At 61.9% G+C, this 15,617-nt stretch carries 13 protein-coding genes; all 13 read right to left on the bottom strand.

Annotation, left to right across the window (positions count from 1 at the left end; translation table 11 throughout):
- Positions 1 to 73: 73 nt before the first annotated feature.
- The 13 genes from JW799_RS10225 to JW799_RS10165 all read right to left on the bottom strand — a co-directional run bounded on the left by JW799_RS10225 (position 74) and on the right by JW799_RS10165 (position 15,603).
- A complete protein-coding gene (locus JW799_RS10225; RefSeq protein WP_205429638.1) occupies positions 74 to 1,501 on the bottom strand; it encodes an NAD-dependent succinate-semialdehyde dehydrogenase in 1,428 nt (475 codons plus the stop codon).
- A 16-nt stretch (positions 1,502 to 1,517) separates the two neighbouring features.
- Positions 1,518 to 3,185 carry a thiamine pyrophosphate-binding protein gene (locus JW799_RS10220; RefSeq protein ID WP_080831733.1) on the bottom strand — a complete coding sequence of 556 codons (1,668 nt, stop codon included), beginning with the start codon at positions 3,183 to 3,185 and terminating at the stop codon, positions 1,518 to 1,520.
- Between the two features lie 49 nt (positions 3,186 to 3,234).
- Positions 3,235 to 4,065: an NADPH-dependent oxidoreductase gene (locus JW799_RS10215; protein ID WP_080831734.1), complete on the bottom strand. Its 831-nt coding sequence runs from the start codon at positions 4,063 to 4,065 to the stop codon at positions 3,235 to 3,237.
- A 1-nt stretch (position 4,066) separates the two neighbouring features.
- Positions 4,067 to 4,579, bottom strand: a complete 513-nt coding sequence (locus tag JW799_RS10210; protein WP_080831735.1) for a GNAT family N-acetyltransferase — start codon at positions 4,577 to 4,579, stop codon at positions 4,067 to 4,069.
- Positions 4,572 to 5,615: a M14 family metallopeptidase gene (locus JW799_RS10205; protein ID WP_080831736.1), complete on the bottom strand. Its 1,044-nt coding sequence runs from the start codon at positions 5,613 to 5,615 to the stop codon at positions 4,572 to 4,574. The genes JW799_RS10210 and JW799_RS10205 overlap by 8 nt, the downstream gene beginning before the upstream one ends.
- Positions 5,612 to 6,991 carry an adenylosuccinate lyase gene (purB, locus tag JW799_RS10200; RefSeq protein WP_080831737.1) on the bottom strand — a complete coding sequence of 460 codons (1,380 nt, stop codon included), beginning with the start codon at positions 6,989 to 6,991 and terminating at the stop codon, positions 5,612 to 5,614. The genes JW799_RS10205 and purB overlap by 4 nt, the downstream gene beginning before the upstream one ends.
- A 928-nt stretch (positions 6,992 to 7,919) precedes the next feature.
- Complete coding sequence (locus JW799_RS10195; protein WP_080831740.1) at positions 7,920 to 9,287, bottom strand: MmgE/PrpD family protein; 1,368 nt, start codon at positions 9,285 to 9,287, stop codon at positions 7,920 to 7,922.
- On the bottom strand, positions 9,284 to 10,450 hold the full coding sequence (locus JW799_RS10190) for an amidohydrolase (protein ID WP_205429636.1): 1,167 nt from the start codon (positions 10,448 to 10,450) through the stop codon (positions 9,284 to 9,286). Before JW799_RS10190 ends, JW799_RS10195 begins: the two co-directional genes overlap by 4 nt.
- A gap of 21 nt (positions 10,451 to 10,471) precedes the next feature.
- Positions 10,472 to 10,792, bottom strand: coding sequence for a 2Fe-2S iron-sulfur cluster-binding protein (locus JW799_RS10185; RefSeq protein WP_080831742.1), 321 nt, complete (start codon positions 10,790 to 10,792; stop codon positions 10,472 to 10,474).
- Positions 10,789 to 12,498, bottom strand: coding sequence for an L-aspartate oxidase (locus tag JW799_RS10180; protein ID WP_205429634.1), 1,710 nt, complete (start codon positions 12,496 to 12,498; stop codon positions 10,789 to 10,791). Before JW799_RS10180 ends, JW799_RS10185 begins: the two co-directional genes overlap by 4 nt.
- A gap of 25 nt (positions 12,499 to 12,523) precedes the next feature.
- Complete coding sequence (locus JW799_RS10175; RefSeq protein WP_080831786.1) at positions 12,524 to 14,020, bottom strand: tripartite tricarboxylate transporter permease; 1,497 nt, start codon at positions 14,018 to 14,020, stop codon at positions 12,524 to 12,526.
- A gap of 42 nt (positions 14,021 to 14,062) precedes the next feature.
- Positions 14,063 to 14,545, bottom strand: a complete 483-nt coding sequence (locus JW799_RS10170; RefSeq protein WP_080831744.1) for a tripartite tricarboxylate transporter TctB family protein — start codon at positions 14,543 to 14,545, stop codon at positions 14,063 to 14,065.
- Positions 14,542 to 15,603 (bottom strand): tripartite tricarboxylate transporter substrate binding protein, encoded by a 1,062-nt coding sequence (locus JW799_RS10165; RefSeq protein WP_080831745.1) that lies wholly within the window; start codon positions 15,601 to 15,603, stop codon positions 14,542 to 14,544. Before JW799_RS10165 ends, JW799_RS10170 begins: the two co-directional genes overlap by 4 nt.
- Between the last annotated feature and the right edge of the window lie 14 nt (positions 15,604 to 15,617).

Genomic DNA, 15,617 nt, shown 5'->3' with positions numbered 1-15,617 from the left:
AAACCGCGAATGCCGCTCCCCTCGCAAAGCGAGCAAGGAAGCGGCATTCGCGGTTTCGCCATGCCTTTAGCCGTTAACCCAAACTTAACGAAACGTATTTCACTTCGATGAATTCCTCGATGCCCCAATGCCCGCCTTCCCGGCCGATTCCGCTCTCCTTCATGCCGCCGAACGGCGCCTGGGCCGTTGCGGGCAAGCCGTCGTTCAAGCCGACGATCCCGTATTCCAGCCCTTCCGAAATCGCGAAAGCCTCTTGAAGGTCCTGGGTGAAGACGTACGCCGCAAGGCCGTAGCGCGAAGCGTTCGCGCGCCGCACAACTTCCTCCGTCGTGCGGTAAGTCGCAACCGGAGCGACCGGCCCGAACGTTTCTTCTTGCATGCAGAGCATATCGTCGGTTACGTTCGTCAGGACCGCGGGCTGAACGAAGTAGCCTTTGCCGATTGCCGCAGGATCCGCTGCGGGCGTCTCCAGCTTGGCCCCTTTGACAAGAGCGTCCACTAGATGGGCGTCTACCTTTTCGACCGCGGCCTTGTTAATGAGCGGGCCGACGGCAACGCCCTCCTCAAGCCCGTTCCCGACCTTCAATTTCCGCACTTCGTCCGTCAGCCGCCGTACGAACTCATCCCGAATCGATTCATGCACGTATACGCGGTTCGGGCACATGCACGTTTGACCGGCGTTGCGGAACTTGGGGGCCATCAGCTCTCTGACGGCCAAATCGAGGTTCGCGCTTTGCGTCACGATAAACGGAGCATGGCCCCCGAGTTCGAGGGAAATATTTTTCACCGTATCCGCGGCCTGGCGCATGAGCAGCTTGCCGACGCGAGTCGAGCCGGTGAAGGACACCTTGCGCACGCGCTCGTCGGACATCCAGGCTTCCCCGATTTCCTTGTCGTTCCCCGTGACGACATTGATCACTCCCGCCGGAATCCCCGCTTCATGGGCGAGCTCGACGAGCTTGTAGGCGGTGAGCGGCGTAAACTCCGAAGGCTTCACGACGACGGTGCAGCCGGCCGCGATGGCCGGGCCCACCTTGCGCGTAATCATCGCGGCCGGAAAGTTCCACGGCGTGATGGCGGCTACGACCCCCACGGGCTGCTTCAACACGAGAAGGCGCTTGTTCGGCGCGGATGCCGGCACCGTCTGTCCGTAAACCCGCTTCGCCTCCTCCGCAAACCAGGACAGGAAGCTGTTCGCGTAATTCACCTCGCCGATCGCTTCCGGCAGCGGTTTGCCTTGCTCCAGCGTCATGATGCGGCCGATTTCTTCTTTATGCTCGTCGATCAGCCGATGCCAGCGCATGAGCAGCGCCGCCCGTTCGGCCGCCGTCCGGCTTCGCCAGGCGGGCAGCGCCGCCTCCGCGGCTTCGACCGCGCGCAGCGCTTCCGCTTTCCCCGCATAAGCGATCGATCCGACCGTTTCGAGCGTCGCCGGATTTTCCACGTCGATCCGTTTTTCCGTCTCGACCCATTCTCCGTTAATGTACAAGTTCGCGTCCATGGCCGCAGCCTCCTCCTCAGGTTGTTACCGCGATATCCAGGAAGTAGGGTCCCTGGGCGTTCAAGCCTCTTTGCAGGGCGTCCGGCAGCGCTTCGATCGCGGTTACGCGCTCGGCCGGCACTCCGAATCCTTCCGCCATCGGGAGCAAATCCGCGGGTCCGTCAAGATCCAGGCAGTCCAGGTAGTGATCGCCAAGCGGCGCTCCGATCGCTTTTCGACCCGTTTTCAAAACGTGGTAAGCGCGGTTGTTCACGACGAGAAACAAAACGCGGGCCTTCGATTTCACCGCGCTGTATAAAATTTGCGGATAATATAAAAACGTCCCGTCCCCGAGCAGGCTGACGACGGTTCGGTCGCGATCGGCAATCGCCGTGCCGACGGCTTGCGCGGAGCCGTGGCCCAGACCGCCCCCCTTGCCCGCCGTATACTGCTTCGGATCCCAGAGATGAACGTACTCGACGAACGGCATCGCGTTGGATACCGCTTCGTTGACCAGCGTGAACTTGCCGTCCCGCGGCAGAAGCTTCGCCAGCTCCGCGGCGACGATTTTGGCGGAGATCGCCCCTTTTTCGCGGTCCGCCAGCAGCGCCGCCTCTAACGACGTCCGCCGAGCCTGCGCTTTGGAAGCGACCTCTTCGCCTCTGCGCCGGATCTCCTCCCGAAGGGGAGCCGACAATTCGCTGGCGATGCCGATTAACGCGGCAAGACTCGCCTTGATCTCGCCCCAGGCACCCGTTCCTCCGGTCACGTTTTTGCCGATCTCCCACGGATCGTCGTGCAAGTAAACGACCTTCGTGCCGGGTTGTACCAGGCTTCCGCCGTTATCGTACAGCGCGACGGGCGCCTGGGCGCCTACGCCGACGTAGAAAAGAAGGTCGTACTCGCCCAACGTTTGCCGGATTTGCCTTGCGTTCATCGGCAGCGTTCCGACAAAGTGGGAATGCCGGTTATCCGCATTCTGCCTCGTCGGCATGCCTTCGGACATGATGCCGATGCCGAGTTGTTCGGCCAGCCGCTGCACTTCGAGATGGGCATCTGCGTCTCCGACGCCGTCTCCCGCCACGATCAGGGGACGCTTCGCGTCCAAAAGCTCCTTCGCGATCTCCTCCAGAGCCGATCGCTCCGCGCAGAAGCCGGAGGCCACCTTCGTCGGAGGGCTCAGGCGCTCGACCGCGGCCGGCGCCAGCGAAATATCGTACGGGATCGAAAGAAAGACCGGGCCGTGCGGCGGCGTCATCGCCACCTTGAACGCGCGATGCAGCGCGGTCGGCAGCTCCTCCGCATGCCGCACCTCGTGCGCCCACTTGGTCATGCTGCGGACTTGCCCGACATGATCTCCCGCCAGAATCGGCTCCTCGATCAGCATGCGGGTATGGTGCTGCCCGACGATCACGACTAGGGGGATGCCGGCCCGATACGCATTGTAAATATTGCCCATGCCGTTCGCCAGGCCCGGCGCGACATGAAGAATGACGACCCCGGGCTTGCCCGATTGCCTGGCGTAGCCCATCGCCATTCCGACCGCGTTCGCCTCATGCAGCGCGGTGACATATTCGATATCCGCGTAATTCGGAAACCCGTCGATGAAGGGCAGTTCGCTCGTTCCGGGATTGCCGAATACGTGGGCCACTTCGTAATCTTGCAGAAGTTGAAACAACAGATCTCTTCCCAACGCAGGGGTCATTGAACTGGCTCCTTCCTTCGCTCGTCTCTAGTTGTGCCGATCATGCCGCTTATTCAAGCACAAAGCCGTGTTCTTTCAAAAAAGGAGCCAGGCCGCGGCGGAATTCGTTGCCGCGCGCCATCCGCCGGGCGGTGTGCTCAGCCCAACCGTAATGCCCGGTATCCTGTTCGGGCTCGGGCGTGACGCCGGGAATGCGAACCCGCCGCCCCTTGTAAATATCGGTTTTCGCCATTCGTTCGTCGTAAGCCGCGATGCCTTCCTCCATCGATTCGGCCGAATACTTTTCCCGGTGTACGACGACCGATTGCGGAAGGCGCGGCTTCACGCCGCTCGGACGGGAAGGATAGCCTACGGCCAGTCCGGCCGTCGCGAACACGCCGTGCGGAAGCTCCAGCAGTTCGGCCACCTCGCGCGCCCGATTGCGGATCGCGCCGACCATGCAGCAGCCGAGCCCCATGCTTTCCGCAGCCAGCGCGGCGTTCTGCGCGGCCAGGGCGCTGTCGATCACGGAGACGAGCAGCAGCTCCAAATAATCGGAGCCGAAGCGATAGCCTTGCTTGGCGGTTACCTGACGATGCCGGTACGTATCCGCGCAAAAGGCAAGGAACAGCGGCGCCTCGCCGATAAACCCCTGATTGTCGCACAGCTCCTGCATTTGCTTTTTCCGCTCCGGGTCGCGGATGACGACGACGCTCCACGATTGGAAGTTGGAGGACGTGGGCGCGCTTTGGGCCGAAGCCATCATCATTTCGACGACCCCTTCGGGAAGCTCGCGGCCTGAATCGAAGCTGCGAACCGACGAGTGGCGCGTCATCTGATCGATGACCGGGTTGCGCAGCGCTTCGAATACCGGAGCGCCGTCGAGCGAGAAGCGATCCATTTCAGTGTCCTCCTTGCGCCGGCATGTCCGGAATGAGTATTTTTTTCATGAAAATCGTAATGTGCCCTTTGCCCAAATCCTTGGTGCCCTGGATTTCGTAATTGCGCCGCTTGTACATTTCGATCAGCCACGGATGACGGTCGGCCGTGCCGAGCGAGACGGCCGGGGATTTCAGCGTATCCCGGACCATCGTCTCCTCGCACCACGTGATCATTTCCCGGCCGATTCCTTTCCGTCCCGCTTCCGGATCGCTGGCAAACCACCACAGATGCGGCACGCCGAACGGCCCCGGGTTCGGTCCCCACGGCATTCTCGCCGATATCGTGGAGACGATTTTCCCGTCCTCTTCCATCACGAAGCACATGTGCTCCCGGATGTTTTTCTCCACCAGAGCCAAATCCGCCGTAGCGGCGGCGAAGTTGATGCCAAGCTCGCGGATCGGCGCATAGGCGCGCAGCGTCAAATCCAGCAAAGCGGGTCCGTCTTCCAAAGTTGCCATGCGAAAGTTAGCCATGTTGTCCTCCGTCCTCCTGCCATTCGATGCCTACGAACGCCACCCGGTCGCCGGTGTCGACCGGCGGGTTTTTCCGGGAAGCGATAATGTACGTATCCTGTTCGGCGCGAACTGCCTGCACGGTGCCGAACATATCGACGATGCGGCAAATCAGTTCCCCTTGCTTCACGATCGACCCGCTCGGGGCGCTGTCGGTCACGATGCCGCCATGATCCGCATAAAGAAACCGCCGTCTCGTCAGCGTAAGCGGTTTTGCGGCAGAGGCCGTCTCAAGCGCGTCCGGCTTCTCCGGCCACATGCCCAAATCGTGCAGAACCGCCATAATGCCTCTTTCCCCGAAAGCGACCATGTCCGGTTGAATGTGGCCGCCGGAGCCGATCTCCGTCATAAAGGCGGGAATGCCGTGCTTCAGGCACTGAACGTCCAGGAATCCGGCCACGTTGCCCGGCAGCTCGTTCAGATTCCCCCCGAGATCGACCCGGCAGTGCGCGGTTCCGCCGAAAACCCTGGCCATTCGTTCCGCCTGGTCGCAAACGTCCGACTCGGCCGCCGGCAACCGCTTGAACACGGTGTAGGGAAGCGCGTCATAAGGTGTGCCGAGCGTATGAAAATCGATCAGATGCGTCGCGAGCCGCCGGATTTGTTCGAACAAAAGGTGGGCAAGCCGCTGGGAAAGCGTCCCTTTCGCGTCTCCGGGAAACTGCATGTCCATGTCCAGCCCGTCCTGGGGCGTATTTTTTTGGCGCGCGTGAAAAGCCAGCGGGTTGGAGATCGGAGTGGCGATGATCGCCCCCGCCAGCTTCTGCGGATCCAGGCGCGGGAGCAGGCCGCGAATCGCCATCGGGCCGTTCAGCTCGTCCCCGTGAATGGCCCCGTTGAGCCACAGGCGAGGCCCCGGCTTCGTCCCGTTCACGATCATGACGGGCATTTGCACCGAGCCGCCGTGAGACAGCTCCGCCACCTTCACCATGCCGGCCGCATACTCGCCCGGCGCCGCTTCAAGCTCTCCCCATGCAATGTTCCGGTTCTCGCTCATCCTTGGTCGTCCTCCTTCAGCCAGCCCGTCGCTTCGGCAGCCGCCAGCACCCGGTCCACCGTTTGCGGAGCTGAGCCCAAATAGGTGGACGGATCCATCAGCCGTTCCAGTTCCTCCCGGCTGACCGACTCCCGGACCCGGGCGTCTTCCATCAGCACCTCGCGGAACGGGATATTTTCTTCGACGCTCTTCATGCACAGCTCGTACACGACTTCGTGAGCCGTCTGTTTGCCCATCGGCTTCGCAAGGGCGAACATGACGCGCTCGGACAGCAGCAGCCCGCCGAGCATATTCAAGTTCCGCAGCATATTTTCCGGCTTCACGACGAGTCCCGCCAGAATCGCCTTCGCGGAGGCGAGCTGCGACGCGAGATAGATGCAGCTTTCCGGCAGCGCGATCCATTCTCCGCGCCACGACATCGCGTCGCGCTCGTGCTCCACGATCATCGACTCTTGCACGAGCGCCGCATTGTAGCGGACCGGCTTGGTCAGGCTCGCGAGCCCTTCCAGCGCCGCCGGATTCCGCTTGTGCGGCATTGTCGAGGAACCGATTTTCCCGGAAGTGAACGGCTCCTCCACCTCGTCGATCTCCGTGCGCATCAAATTGTAAAATTCGTTGCCCATTTTGCCGAGGGTGCCGCTGATCATGCCGAGCAGGCCGGCATATTCGGCCGAACGGTCTCGGGACGAGTGCCAGCTAATGTTCGGGGCTTTGAGGCCCAGTCGCTCCATCGTCAGCCGCTCCACTTCAGGACCTTGCGGCCCGAACGAAGCGTACGTCCCGACGCCGCCGCCCATCACGCCGGCAAACACGCGGGCTTCGGCTTCGCGCAGCCGGTCCAGATGGCGGATGACCTCGTCGAGCAGCACGGCGACTTTGAAGCCGAACGTCGTCGGCAAGCCCTGCATGCCGTGGGAGCGTCCGGCCATCGGCGTTTCCCGGTGCTCGCGCGCCAAGCGGGCAAGCTCGCGGGCTACCGCGCGCAAATCGCGCACGATGATGCGATGGGCTTCCTTCAGTTGCAGCATCATCCCGGTGTCTACGATGTCCTGCGTCGTCGCGCCGTAGTGCACCCATTCCCCGTGCTCGGGACCGCACAGCTTTTGCAGCGCCTTCAGCGTCGGCATCAGGGAATGCTTGACCTTCAGCACTTCCAGCGCGATTTCCTGGATGTTCATCAGCTCTACCTTCGCCTTGTCCGCAATGACCGCCGCCGCTTCGGCGGGGATGAGGCCCAATTCCGCTTCCGCAAGGGCGAGCGCCGCCTCGACGTCCAGATGCTTCTGCAGCCGGCTCTCGTCCGACCACACCTGGCGCATTTCCGCGGTGCCGAAATTGTTTTGAAGCATGATCATATCGATGACATGTGACGGCATGTTGGTTTCCTCCTAGTTGATCGATCTCGAAGTCATATCGCAAATATTCCAACGTTTCACGGTGTACCTATTCCCAGCGGCACTTCGAAGATATCGCGTCCTGCCCGAGGCAACCGGCTTCTTTCGCCGCTTGTCCGTGACCCACCATATCGAATTCGTCGTAATCGGCAAAATCATGAATTCTGTGCGATTTCTCGTACAAATTTATCGATTCCGTCGCTCCGCCGTCGCCACGTCTGACGGCTATGCGCGCGATATTGTATGATTTTTCGTACAAAAGTCTCGCATCTGCCGCTTTCGCGCATGTCTTTGTATGAATTTTCATACAAAACCCTCGCTTCTGCCGGTTTCAAGCGCGATTTTGTACGATTTTCGAAGAAGGACGGCTTTGCCGCTCTCTGCCGGTTCAATTTCATTTGGCGGGCTCGGCTTCGTTGGATTTTGTCCAATCGAAAGCGGCCTTTTCGCGAAAATTCGCCAGCTCCGTTGGATTTTGTCCAATCAGGCAAGGCTTTTTCGAAGATTGCGTCCGGAATTCCCTGTCCTCGTTAGATAAAATCCACTGTAGACCGAGGTTTCCTCGTTTCTCACTCCGTCGATTGGATAAAATCCAACATAGGCTCAACCGCCCGGGTCGTTGCAACAAGGTTTCCAGCGACATGAAGCTTATTCTTTCTGAATCGCGAACAGAAACCCATTATCTGCCGCTTCGCGATTCTCATTGTACGACTTTCAATCAAATTCCCCGTTCCCGTCCATATGCCCAGGTCGGCGTTCGAGCGACCCCCCGCCTTTTCCGAACCGCGCTCAGCTCCCGGAGCGCGCCGGGTTCATCGCATCGCATATGACGGTCGACTCTCGAACCACGTTCTGGGCGACGCATTCCCGTCAGGCCGGCTTCGGCAATCGGATGCGCTCGAACGAACGGCTAGATGTCGGGAATCAACGCAGATAAATCTGCAAGCTGCTCGAACCGGGCCACCCGGCCCGGCAATTCTCTCCAAGCGTCGGGAAGGCCGCGCACGGCGTCCTCGTATTTGGCCGTTCGCTCCGCCGCCGAAAGCGGGCGTCCCGGCGCTCCGCGCGGGCAATCGACCCGCTCCGTCCATGTCGTTCCGTCGGTTAGCGCAACGCTCACGACCGTGAATCGCCCTTTCGGCATCGCGTTCGGCGCGGGGACGAGCTCGCGGTCGCAACGGCGCTCCACCTTGGCCGCCAGCTCCGCAAGATCGGGGCGAATCGGCTTGTCCGAAAACGTCTCGACGCCAAGGTCCCCGTCCGTCAGCGCGGCCGCGACGACGTATTCGACGCTGAACCGCCCCTCCACTCCCGTCTTCGGCTCCCGGATGACGAGAGCGGCGTCTCCGCCGGGCGGAAAGCTGACGGTCACGCTCTCGATGTCCGCCGGCGCCGGCCTGCGGGCCGCCCGGATGGCCAGCGCCGCATCCGCGGCATGGTGCGCCGCGGAGCAGCAGGGATACAGCTTGAACCACATGCCCGGTTCGACGATTTGCCACGGCTGTCCCCAGTCCCGGACGGCCCTGCCGGGAGTTGCCGTTCCCCCGCTGAAAACCGAAAGAAAACCGAGCGGGCCGTCCAGCGGTTCCGCCGCTCCCGCGACTCCCGCGGCGGCCAGTCGCGCGGCCAGCATGCCGGAACGGGCGGCGAAGCCTGCATGAAGCGGCTTGACGTCGCTGCCGAAATGAACCCGGAGGCCGCCGGCCTGCGTGCCGGCCAAACCGAGCGCGCGGCTCGTCGACTCGACGTCCAGCCCGGCAAGGCGCGCGCAGGCGGCAGCCGCTCCAAGCGCTCCAAGCGTGGCCGTGCTGTGCCAGCCGGCCTCGTAATGCCGGGAACCGAGCGCCATGCCGAGCCGGCACATCGTCTCTACCCCGACGATGTACGCCGACAGAAACGCGGCGCCGGTCGCGCGGCGCTCTTCCGCTTCCGCCAGCAGCGCGGGCATGAGGACGGCGCTCGGGTGGCCCCGCACGCTCTCATGAACGTCGTCGTAATCGAGCGCGTGGCTGAGGTAGCCGTTCACGAGCGCAGCATCGGGCGCGGCAAGGCGATACCTCCTGCCGAGCACGGATGCGGCGCCGGCGACCTTCCGATCCGCGCCGACTCCAAGCGCCGACGCGATCTTGTCCGCGCCCGCGTCGTCTCGGGCGGCCAGCGCCGACGCCAGCCAGTCCAGTACGGCGGCGCGGGCGGCTTCCGCCGCCCGTTCGTCGCGCAACGGATCGGAACGGACGATCCGTTCCGCGAGACGGCGCGTGAGGGAATCCGCGCTCATCCGACCGATTTAAGCGCCTGTACGGCCGCTTCGGCGAACAAGGCAGCGCTGATCGAAAGCGCGTCTTCGTTCAGCGTGAACTTCGGATGATGCCACTGCTCCGTCCCGCCGGTTCCCATCCAGATGAAGCAGCCCGGCAGACGCTCCTGATACAGGGCGAAATCCTCTCCGCCCATGGAAGGGGCGGCTTCGACGATTTGCAGCCCTTGGGCAGCGGCGGCCGAATGCATGATTTCCGCCATTCTCGCGTCGTTGTTCACCGCGGGCAGCATCGAAGTCCACTTCAAGCGAGCCTCGGCCCCGTATCCGGCGGCGACGCTTTCGACGACCCGTTTCATTTGCCCGGGAATTTTTTCTCTCGCTTCCCGCTGGAACGTTCTCACCGTTCCTTCCAGAACGCCCGTATCCGGGATCACGTTCCAGGTCGATCCGGCTTGCAGCTTGCACACGCTGACGACCGCCGCATGCTGCGGGCTGGCGTTCCGGCTTACCAGCGTCTGCAGCGCGCCCACGATCGCGCTGCTGACGACGACCGGATCGATCGTCGTGTCGGGCATCCCGGCATGCCCTCCTTTGCCGAACACCTCGATTTCGAAGCGATCGACCGACGCCATCAAGGGCCCCGTCCGGATGCCGACCGTCCCGACGGGAAGCTCCGGCTTGTTGTGCATGCCGAACACCGCGGCAACGCCTTCGAGCGCTCCCGCCTCGATGACCGCGCGGGCGCCGACAGCCAGTTCCTCCGCCGGCTGGAACAGGATGCGTACCGTCCCATGAAGCTCGCCGGCATGCTCCTGCAGCAGCTTCGCCGCTCCGATCATCGATGCCGTATGGAAATCATGGCCGCACGCATGCATTTTCCCGGGGACGGTCGAAGCGAACGGCAAGCCCGTCTCCTCGTTAACCGGCAGGGCGTCGATGTCGGCGCGAAGCATGATCGTCGGTCCGGGATGAGTTCCCTTTATCTCGGCCAGCACGCCGGTCGGCAGCTTCAAATCCAGCATGCGAATGCCCGCTTCCGTCAACCATGAACGGATCCGCGCCGTCGTATCATGCTCCTCGTTCGAAAGCTCGGGATGCATATGCAGTTCCCTGCGCATCTCGATAAGCCGAGACCCGAGCGATGCGGCTTGCTCCCGGAAAAAAGCGGATATCGTCGTCATTGTGCATTGCTCCTTTGGTTTTCATAGTTGCGAATCGGCCGGCCAAAAGTCTTTTGCGGTTTTGAGCGCGGGTTCTAGCCGCAGCGGACCGTCCGGAACGAGCACCCTGCAGGAAAGGCTGTTTTTGCCGTTGACTTTAACCAGACAGCTCCCGCAAAATCCCCGTTTGCAGGAATGGTCGTAGAAAGCGAACGTTCCGTCCAACTCGTCCGCGATATGGCGCATCAGATCCAGAACGGTCATTCCTTCCCGATAAGGAACTTCATAGGCCGCGAAAGTCGTCTCTCCCTCGGCGGAAGCCTTGCGCGCAACCTCGCAATTCACGATCGTTCCCCTGGTCATGGGCGCTTCACCTCTTTATGCCAAAGCTTGCGAAATCGAGCCGTCCTGCCGTCCAAACGGAGCGCGAGACTGCACGTCCATTCTTCGTCCGGATCCGGAGCATCAAGGCGCACATGCGCCCCGCGGCTTTCCCGTCGTTCCAGGGCGGCAGCTGCCACGCTCCAGCCGGTCTCGACCATATTCCGCAAATCCAGCGCTTTGCCGGCATCTCTATTGTAAACCAACGACGAATCCCGCAAGCCCAGGCGCTCCGGCAGCTCTTCCCGCAGCGCGGCCAAGCGCCGGTTCGCCGTCTCCAGGCCTTCGGCGGTCCGGGTCGCGCCGACGAAGCGCTGCATGAGCGACTGGACCTCGGCCCATCCCTCCTGCGGCTTCTCCGCCGCGCCCGCCCCGGCGCCCCGGCGGCTTAATATCCGCCGGACGGGCTCCAGCGCCTCCGCAAGCGCCGGAAAATTCCCGGGCGCCGCGGCCGGAAGCGGATGCCGCAGCGCGAACGCGGCCGCGTTCCGGCCGGCGATGGCGCCGAACACCTGATTTTCCGACAACGCGTTTCCGGCCAGCCGGTTTGCGCCGTGAATCCCGCCCGAACATTCCCCTGCTGCGAATACGCCGGGCAGGCTGGTCGCCGCGTCCGGCTCCATCCGCAAGCCGCCCATGAAATAGTGCGCTCCGGGCGCGACTTCCCGGTCCACGGCGTCCGGGGCCACCCCCAAATCCTCCAGCAGCTTCTGCTGCATCTGCGGAAACTCGTCCGGATCCATCCCCCGGGTGCTGATGTACAAGCCGCCCGCATCCGTCGCTTTTCCCGCGGCAATCTCCTGGGACATGACGCGGGACATCACGTCGCGCGTCGCTTCCTTCAGAGGGCCCGCCCCGTGCCGATCCCAGAAATCCTCGCCGTCGCGATTCAGCAGCCGGGCGCCTTTGGGAATCAAAATGCCGGAATTGAACATGAGGCCTCTTGCGCCGGGCGGGGACACCATGACAGTCGGGTAATGCTGAACGAATTCCATGTCCGCCAATTCGATGCCGGCGCGAAGCGCGAGTCCGTACCCGTCTCCGGTCGCCTCGAGCGGATTCGTATTCAGTTCGTAAATTTGGCTGCCGCCGCCGGTCGCCACGATGGCTGCCGGAGCTTCGTACATCCGAAGCTCTCCGCTGGGCAAATGATACGCGGCCACGCCCCGGAGATGGCCGCCGTCCACGATCAAATCCGTCGCATAGGTAAACGAATGGATGGGGATGCCGGCTTTTCTGACCGCCTTCAGCAGCACCCGGACCACCTCGCGCCCGACGGCGTTTCCGACATGTACCGCCCGGGCGTGCGTATGGCCTGCCAGCCAGCCCAGGTGAGGCTCGCTGCTGCCGGGTTCCGCCGGATCGAAGATTACGCCCAGCCGCTGGGCGAAAGCGACCGCCTCGCCCGCCCGCTCCGCCAACACCTTGACCAGCCGCGGATCCGAAATGCCTTCGCCCGAACGGATGATATCCTCCGCGAACAGCTCCGGACTGTCGCCCGGCTTCGCAGTCGGCAAAACCGCGCAAAATGAATAATGGGCCGAGAGAGTACCTCCCGACCGCTGCGGCTCGCCTTTCGTCAATATGACAGGGCGAGCCCCTTGCTCCGCCGCAGCGAGCGCTGCGCGGAGCCCGGCGCCGCCGCTTCCGATGATCACGACATCGTAACGTTCGCGAGTGATCTCCATAGATGCCTCATCCCTTTTCGTATGATCAAGCTTTGATTCGCCGGGACCGAACAGCTTTGAACAGACGACCGACGACCGGCCAGATCGTCACGATCAGCCCGATGACCAACAGGGTCCCGGAAATCGGACGGGCAAACAGTTGCCACAAATCCCCTTGGAAGATCAGCGCCGATTGGCTGAGCGAATTTTCCAGCGTCGGGCCGAGGAGAACGCCAAGCACGAGCGGCGAAGGCTCCATCTTCGCTTTCCGCAGCAAATAGCCGAGAATGCCGAAAATCATCAGCACGATAACGTCGAACATGCTGCTTCTTACGGAGTAAGCGCCGATAATGCAGAAAATCATGACGATCGGCATCAATACTTTCGGAGGAAGGTTGGATACTTTCGCAAACAACCCGACCATCGGCAGATTCAGAATCAGCAGCATTACGTTTCCGATGTACATGCTCGCGATGAGCGCCCAAAATAGCGTCGAATGCTCCTGCATCATGAGCGGTCCCGGCGTAATACCTTGAATCATGAACGCGCTGAGCAAAATCGCCGGCAGCGGCGAGAACGGAACGCCTAGCGACAGCAGCGGCACCAGCGCGCCGGTGCTTGCCCCGTTGTTGGCGGATTCCGGCCCCGCGACGCCTTCGATCGCTCCATTTCCGAACTCCTCCGGGTGCTTCGAAAGCTTCTTCTCCATCCCGTACGACGCATAGGTGCTGAGAATGTTGGCGGGCCCGGGGATGAGCCCCATCAAAAAGCCGAGCAAGCCGCCGCGGACGATCGGCCCCGAGCTGCGGCGCATTTCCGTCTTGGTGGGCAGCAGCTTCCGGAGCGAAAGATCGGCTTTGACCGGCTTCACGTACGCCTGCTCCATCGATCCCAGCACTTCCGACATGCCGTAAAGCCCCATAATGATCGGAACGAAATCGAGCCCGTCGATCAGATACGGCGAATCGAACACCAGCCGCAGCGAACCGCTCATCTGGTCGATCCCGATCAGGGAAAGCACGACCCCGAACGCGATCAAAAGATAGCTTCTGACGAGCGAAGTGTCCGTCAGTCTCGACAGCACCAGCAGGCCGACGAGAACGATCGCGAAATACTCGGGCGGGCCGAACTGCAACGCCATCCGGGCAAGCGGCGGCGCCAGCAGCGACAGCAAAATCATGCCGATCGTTCCCGCCACGAACGAACCGATCGCCGCGATGGAAAGCGCCGCGCCCGCTCGTCCTTTTTGCGTCATTTTATACCCGTCCAGCGTCGTCACGACCGATGCCGCTTCCCCGGGCACGTTGACGAGGATCGACGTCGTCGAACCTCCGTACATGCCGCCGAAATAGATGCCGGCGACTAGAATCAGGGCGGCAGTCGGCTCCATGGAGAAGGTGAGCGGCAGCAGAAGCGAAATCGCCCCGACGGGCCCCAGTCCGGGCAGTACGCCGACCAGCGTGCCGAGAGCGACGCCGACCAGGCAGATCAACAAGTTGGTTAACGAGAACGCGGACGATATGCCCGCCAAGATATCTTCCATTCCGGTCACGGATGCACTCCCCCAACATCTTCAATTCCAGTTTTACAGCCAGATGCCGGGCGGCAAGGCAATCCCCAACCACAAATCGAAAATGAGCCAGACGGCGGCCGTCGTCGCGACCGTCAACGCCGCAAGCCGCCAGCCTTTGAGCCCCAATAAGTAGGCTGCAACCCCCAAGGATGCGAAGGTCGCCGCTACGAACCCGACAAAATGCGAAACGACGAGAAAAAGAACGAAAATGCCGATGAACGACAGGGCTCCCCGAAGACGGACGGGCTCGTCCGCTTCTTCGTTCGTTTTTTCCGGAGAGGCGTCCCCTTGCTTGCGGGCCTTAAGCAGACCTGCCAGCATGAGGACGCTCAGCCCAGCCGTCAACCCGCCGAAAACGACCGGGAAAAATCCCGGGCCGATGCTTTTGAGCGAACCGAATTTCAGGTCCTGCGATTGCCAAAGGGTAACCAGCCCCAACAGCAAGAACAGGAGCGCGGTAATGACCCGCGCCCTGTAGACCGTTTTGCTCATCATTGGATCTGTCCAAGCTTTCGATAAATTTCGCCGGTCTTTTCATACCATTCTTCGACTTCCGCACGCGCATCGGCGCTGTTTTTGTAGCCCAGCTGATAGCCCGCCTGCTCCATCAATTCCTTGAACTTGTCCGACTCGTATACTTCCTTGGTCAGCTCGTCGATTCTTGCAACGACCTCTTCCGGCACGTTGTTCGGAATAATGATAAAGTGGGCGGCTCCGCCGGCGACGCCTTCGACGCCTTGTTCGGCGGCCGTCGGAACGTCCGGCATCAGGTCGACCCGGTTTTCGCTCAGGACGGCCAGCGCGCGAAGATCGCCGGATTCCACTTGGCCGCGCACTTCGGGAACGTTCATGAACGCCGCCATGACGTGGTTGCCCATGACCGCCGGAAGGAGCGTGCCGCTTCCCTGGAACGGAACGTGCTGGATCTCGGTGCCCGTCGAATCCTCGAGCATGTTCGCCAGCATCGCGACGACCGTAGCTTCGCCGGGGTTGCCGACCGTCAGCTTGCCCGGGTTTTCCTTGGCGTAATTGACCAGATCTTCAAGCGTTTGGAACGGGGAATCCTTCGGAACGACAACGGTGACGACCATGTCGCCGACTTTGTTGACGATCGTGAAATCGTCCATCGTATATTGGGCCGGCGTTATGTGAAGCGCCGAGGAAATGTGGCCGGTCGCCGCCCACAGCCAGGTGTAGCCGTCCGGCTTCGCCTTGACCAGCTCGTAGTTGCCGACCGTGCCCGAGCCGCCGCCGACGTTTTTGATCGTGATCGGTTTATCGATAATGCCCGTAGCCGCTTCGGCGAAGGAGCGCGCCAAAATATCCGAAACTCCGCCCGCGTTGAACGGAACGATCATCTCAATGTTTTCGGTGGGCCAATTCAATTCTTCGGCCGCCGGGGATCCGGACGCCGTTGCGGTCGCACCGCCGGTTCCCGCGCTTTGCTCCGGACTGCTCGTCCCCGAGTTTCCCCCGTTGCTCGAGCATGCTGCAAGCATGACGATCGCCGCGATCAGTACTGCAAGTTTCGATAGCGCTTTTTGTGTTTTCATAACTTTCTTAGTTG

The sequence above is a fragment of the Cohnella algarum genome (genome assembly GCF_016937515.1).
Taxonomy (GTDB): domain Bacteria; phylum Bacillota; class Bacilli; order Paenibacillales; family Paenibacillaceae; genus Cohnella; species Cohnella algarum.
The sequence above is the reverse complement of the archived record's forward strand: the minus strand, read 5'-3'. Positions and strand labels throughout refer to the sequence as shown.

Excerpts from the sequence above, each read along its gene's own strand:
- JW799_RS10225 (WP_205429638.1), bottom strand. The coding sequence starts at position 1,501 with ATGGACGCGAACTTGTACATTAACGGAGAATGGGTCGAGACGGAAAAA.
- JW799_RS10220 (WP_080831733.1), bottom strand. The coding sequence starts at position 3,185 with ATGACCCCTGCGTTGGGAAGAGATCTGTTGTTTCAACTTCTGCAAGAT.
- JW799_RS10215 (WP_080831734.1), bottom strand. The coding sequence starts at position 4,065 with ATGGATCGCTTCTCGCTCGACGGCGCTCCGGTATTCGAAGCGCTGCGC.
- JW799_RS10210 (WP_080831735.1), bottom strand. The coding sequence starts at position 4,579 with ATGGCTAACTTTCGCATGGCAACTTTGGAAGACGGACCCGCTTTGCTG.
- JW799_RS10205 (WP_080831736.1), bottom strand. The coding sequence starts at position 5,615 with ATGAGCGAGAACCGGAACATTGCATGGGGAGAGCTTGAAGCGGCGCCG.
- purB (WP_080831737.1), bottom strand. The coding sequence starts at position 6,991 with ATGCCGTCACATGTCATCGATATGATCATGCTTCAAAACAATTTCGGC.
- JW799_RS10195 (WP_080831740.1), bottom strand. The coding sequence starts at position 9,287 with ATGAGCGCGGATTCCCTCACGCGCCGTCTCGCGGAACGGATCGTCCGT.
- JW799_RS10190 (WP_205429636.1), bottom strand. The coding sequence starts at position 10,450 with ATGACGACGATATCCGCTTTTTTCCGGGAGCAAGCCGCATCGCTCGGG.
- JW799_RS10185 (WP_080831742.1), bottom strand. The coding sequence starts at position 10,792 with ATGACCAGGGGAACGATCGTGAATTGCGAGGTTGCGCGCAAGGCTTCC.
- JW799_RS10180 (WP_205429634.1), bottom strand. The coding sequence starts at position 12,498 with ATGGAGATCACTCGCGAACGTTACGATGTCGTGATCATCGGAAGCGGC.
- JW799_RS10175 (WP_080831786.1), bottom strand. The coding sequence starts at position 14,020 with ATGGAAGATATCTTGGCGGGCATATCGTCCGCGTTCTCGTTAACCAAC.
- JW799_RS10170 (WP_080831744.1), bottom strand. The coding sequence starts at position 14,545 with ATGATGAGCAAAACGGTCTACAGGGCGCGGGTCATTACCGCGCTCCTG.
- JW799_RS10165 (WP_080831745.1), bottom strand. The coding sequence starts at position 15,603 with ATGAAAACACAAAAAGCGCTATCGAAACTTGCAGTACTGATCGCGGCG.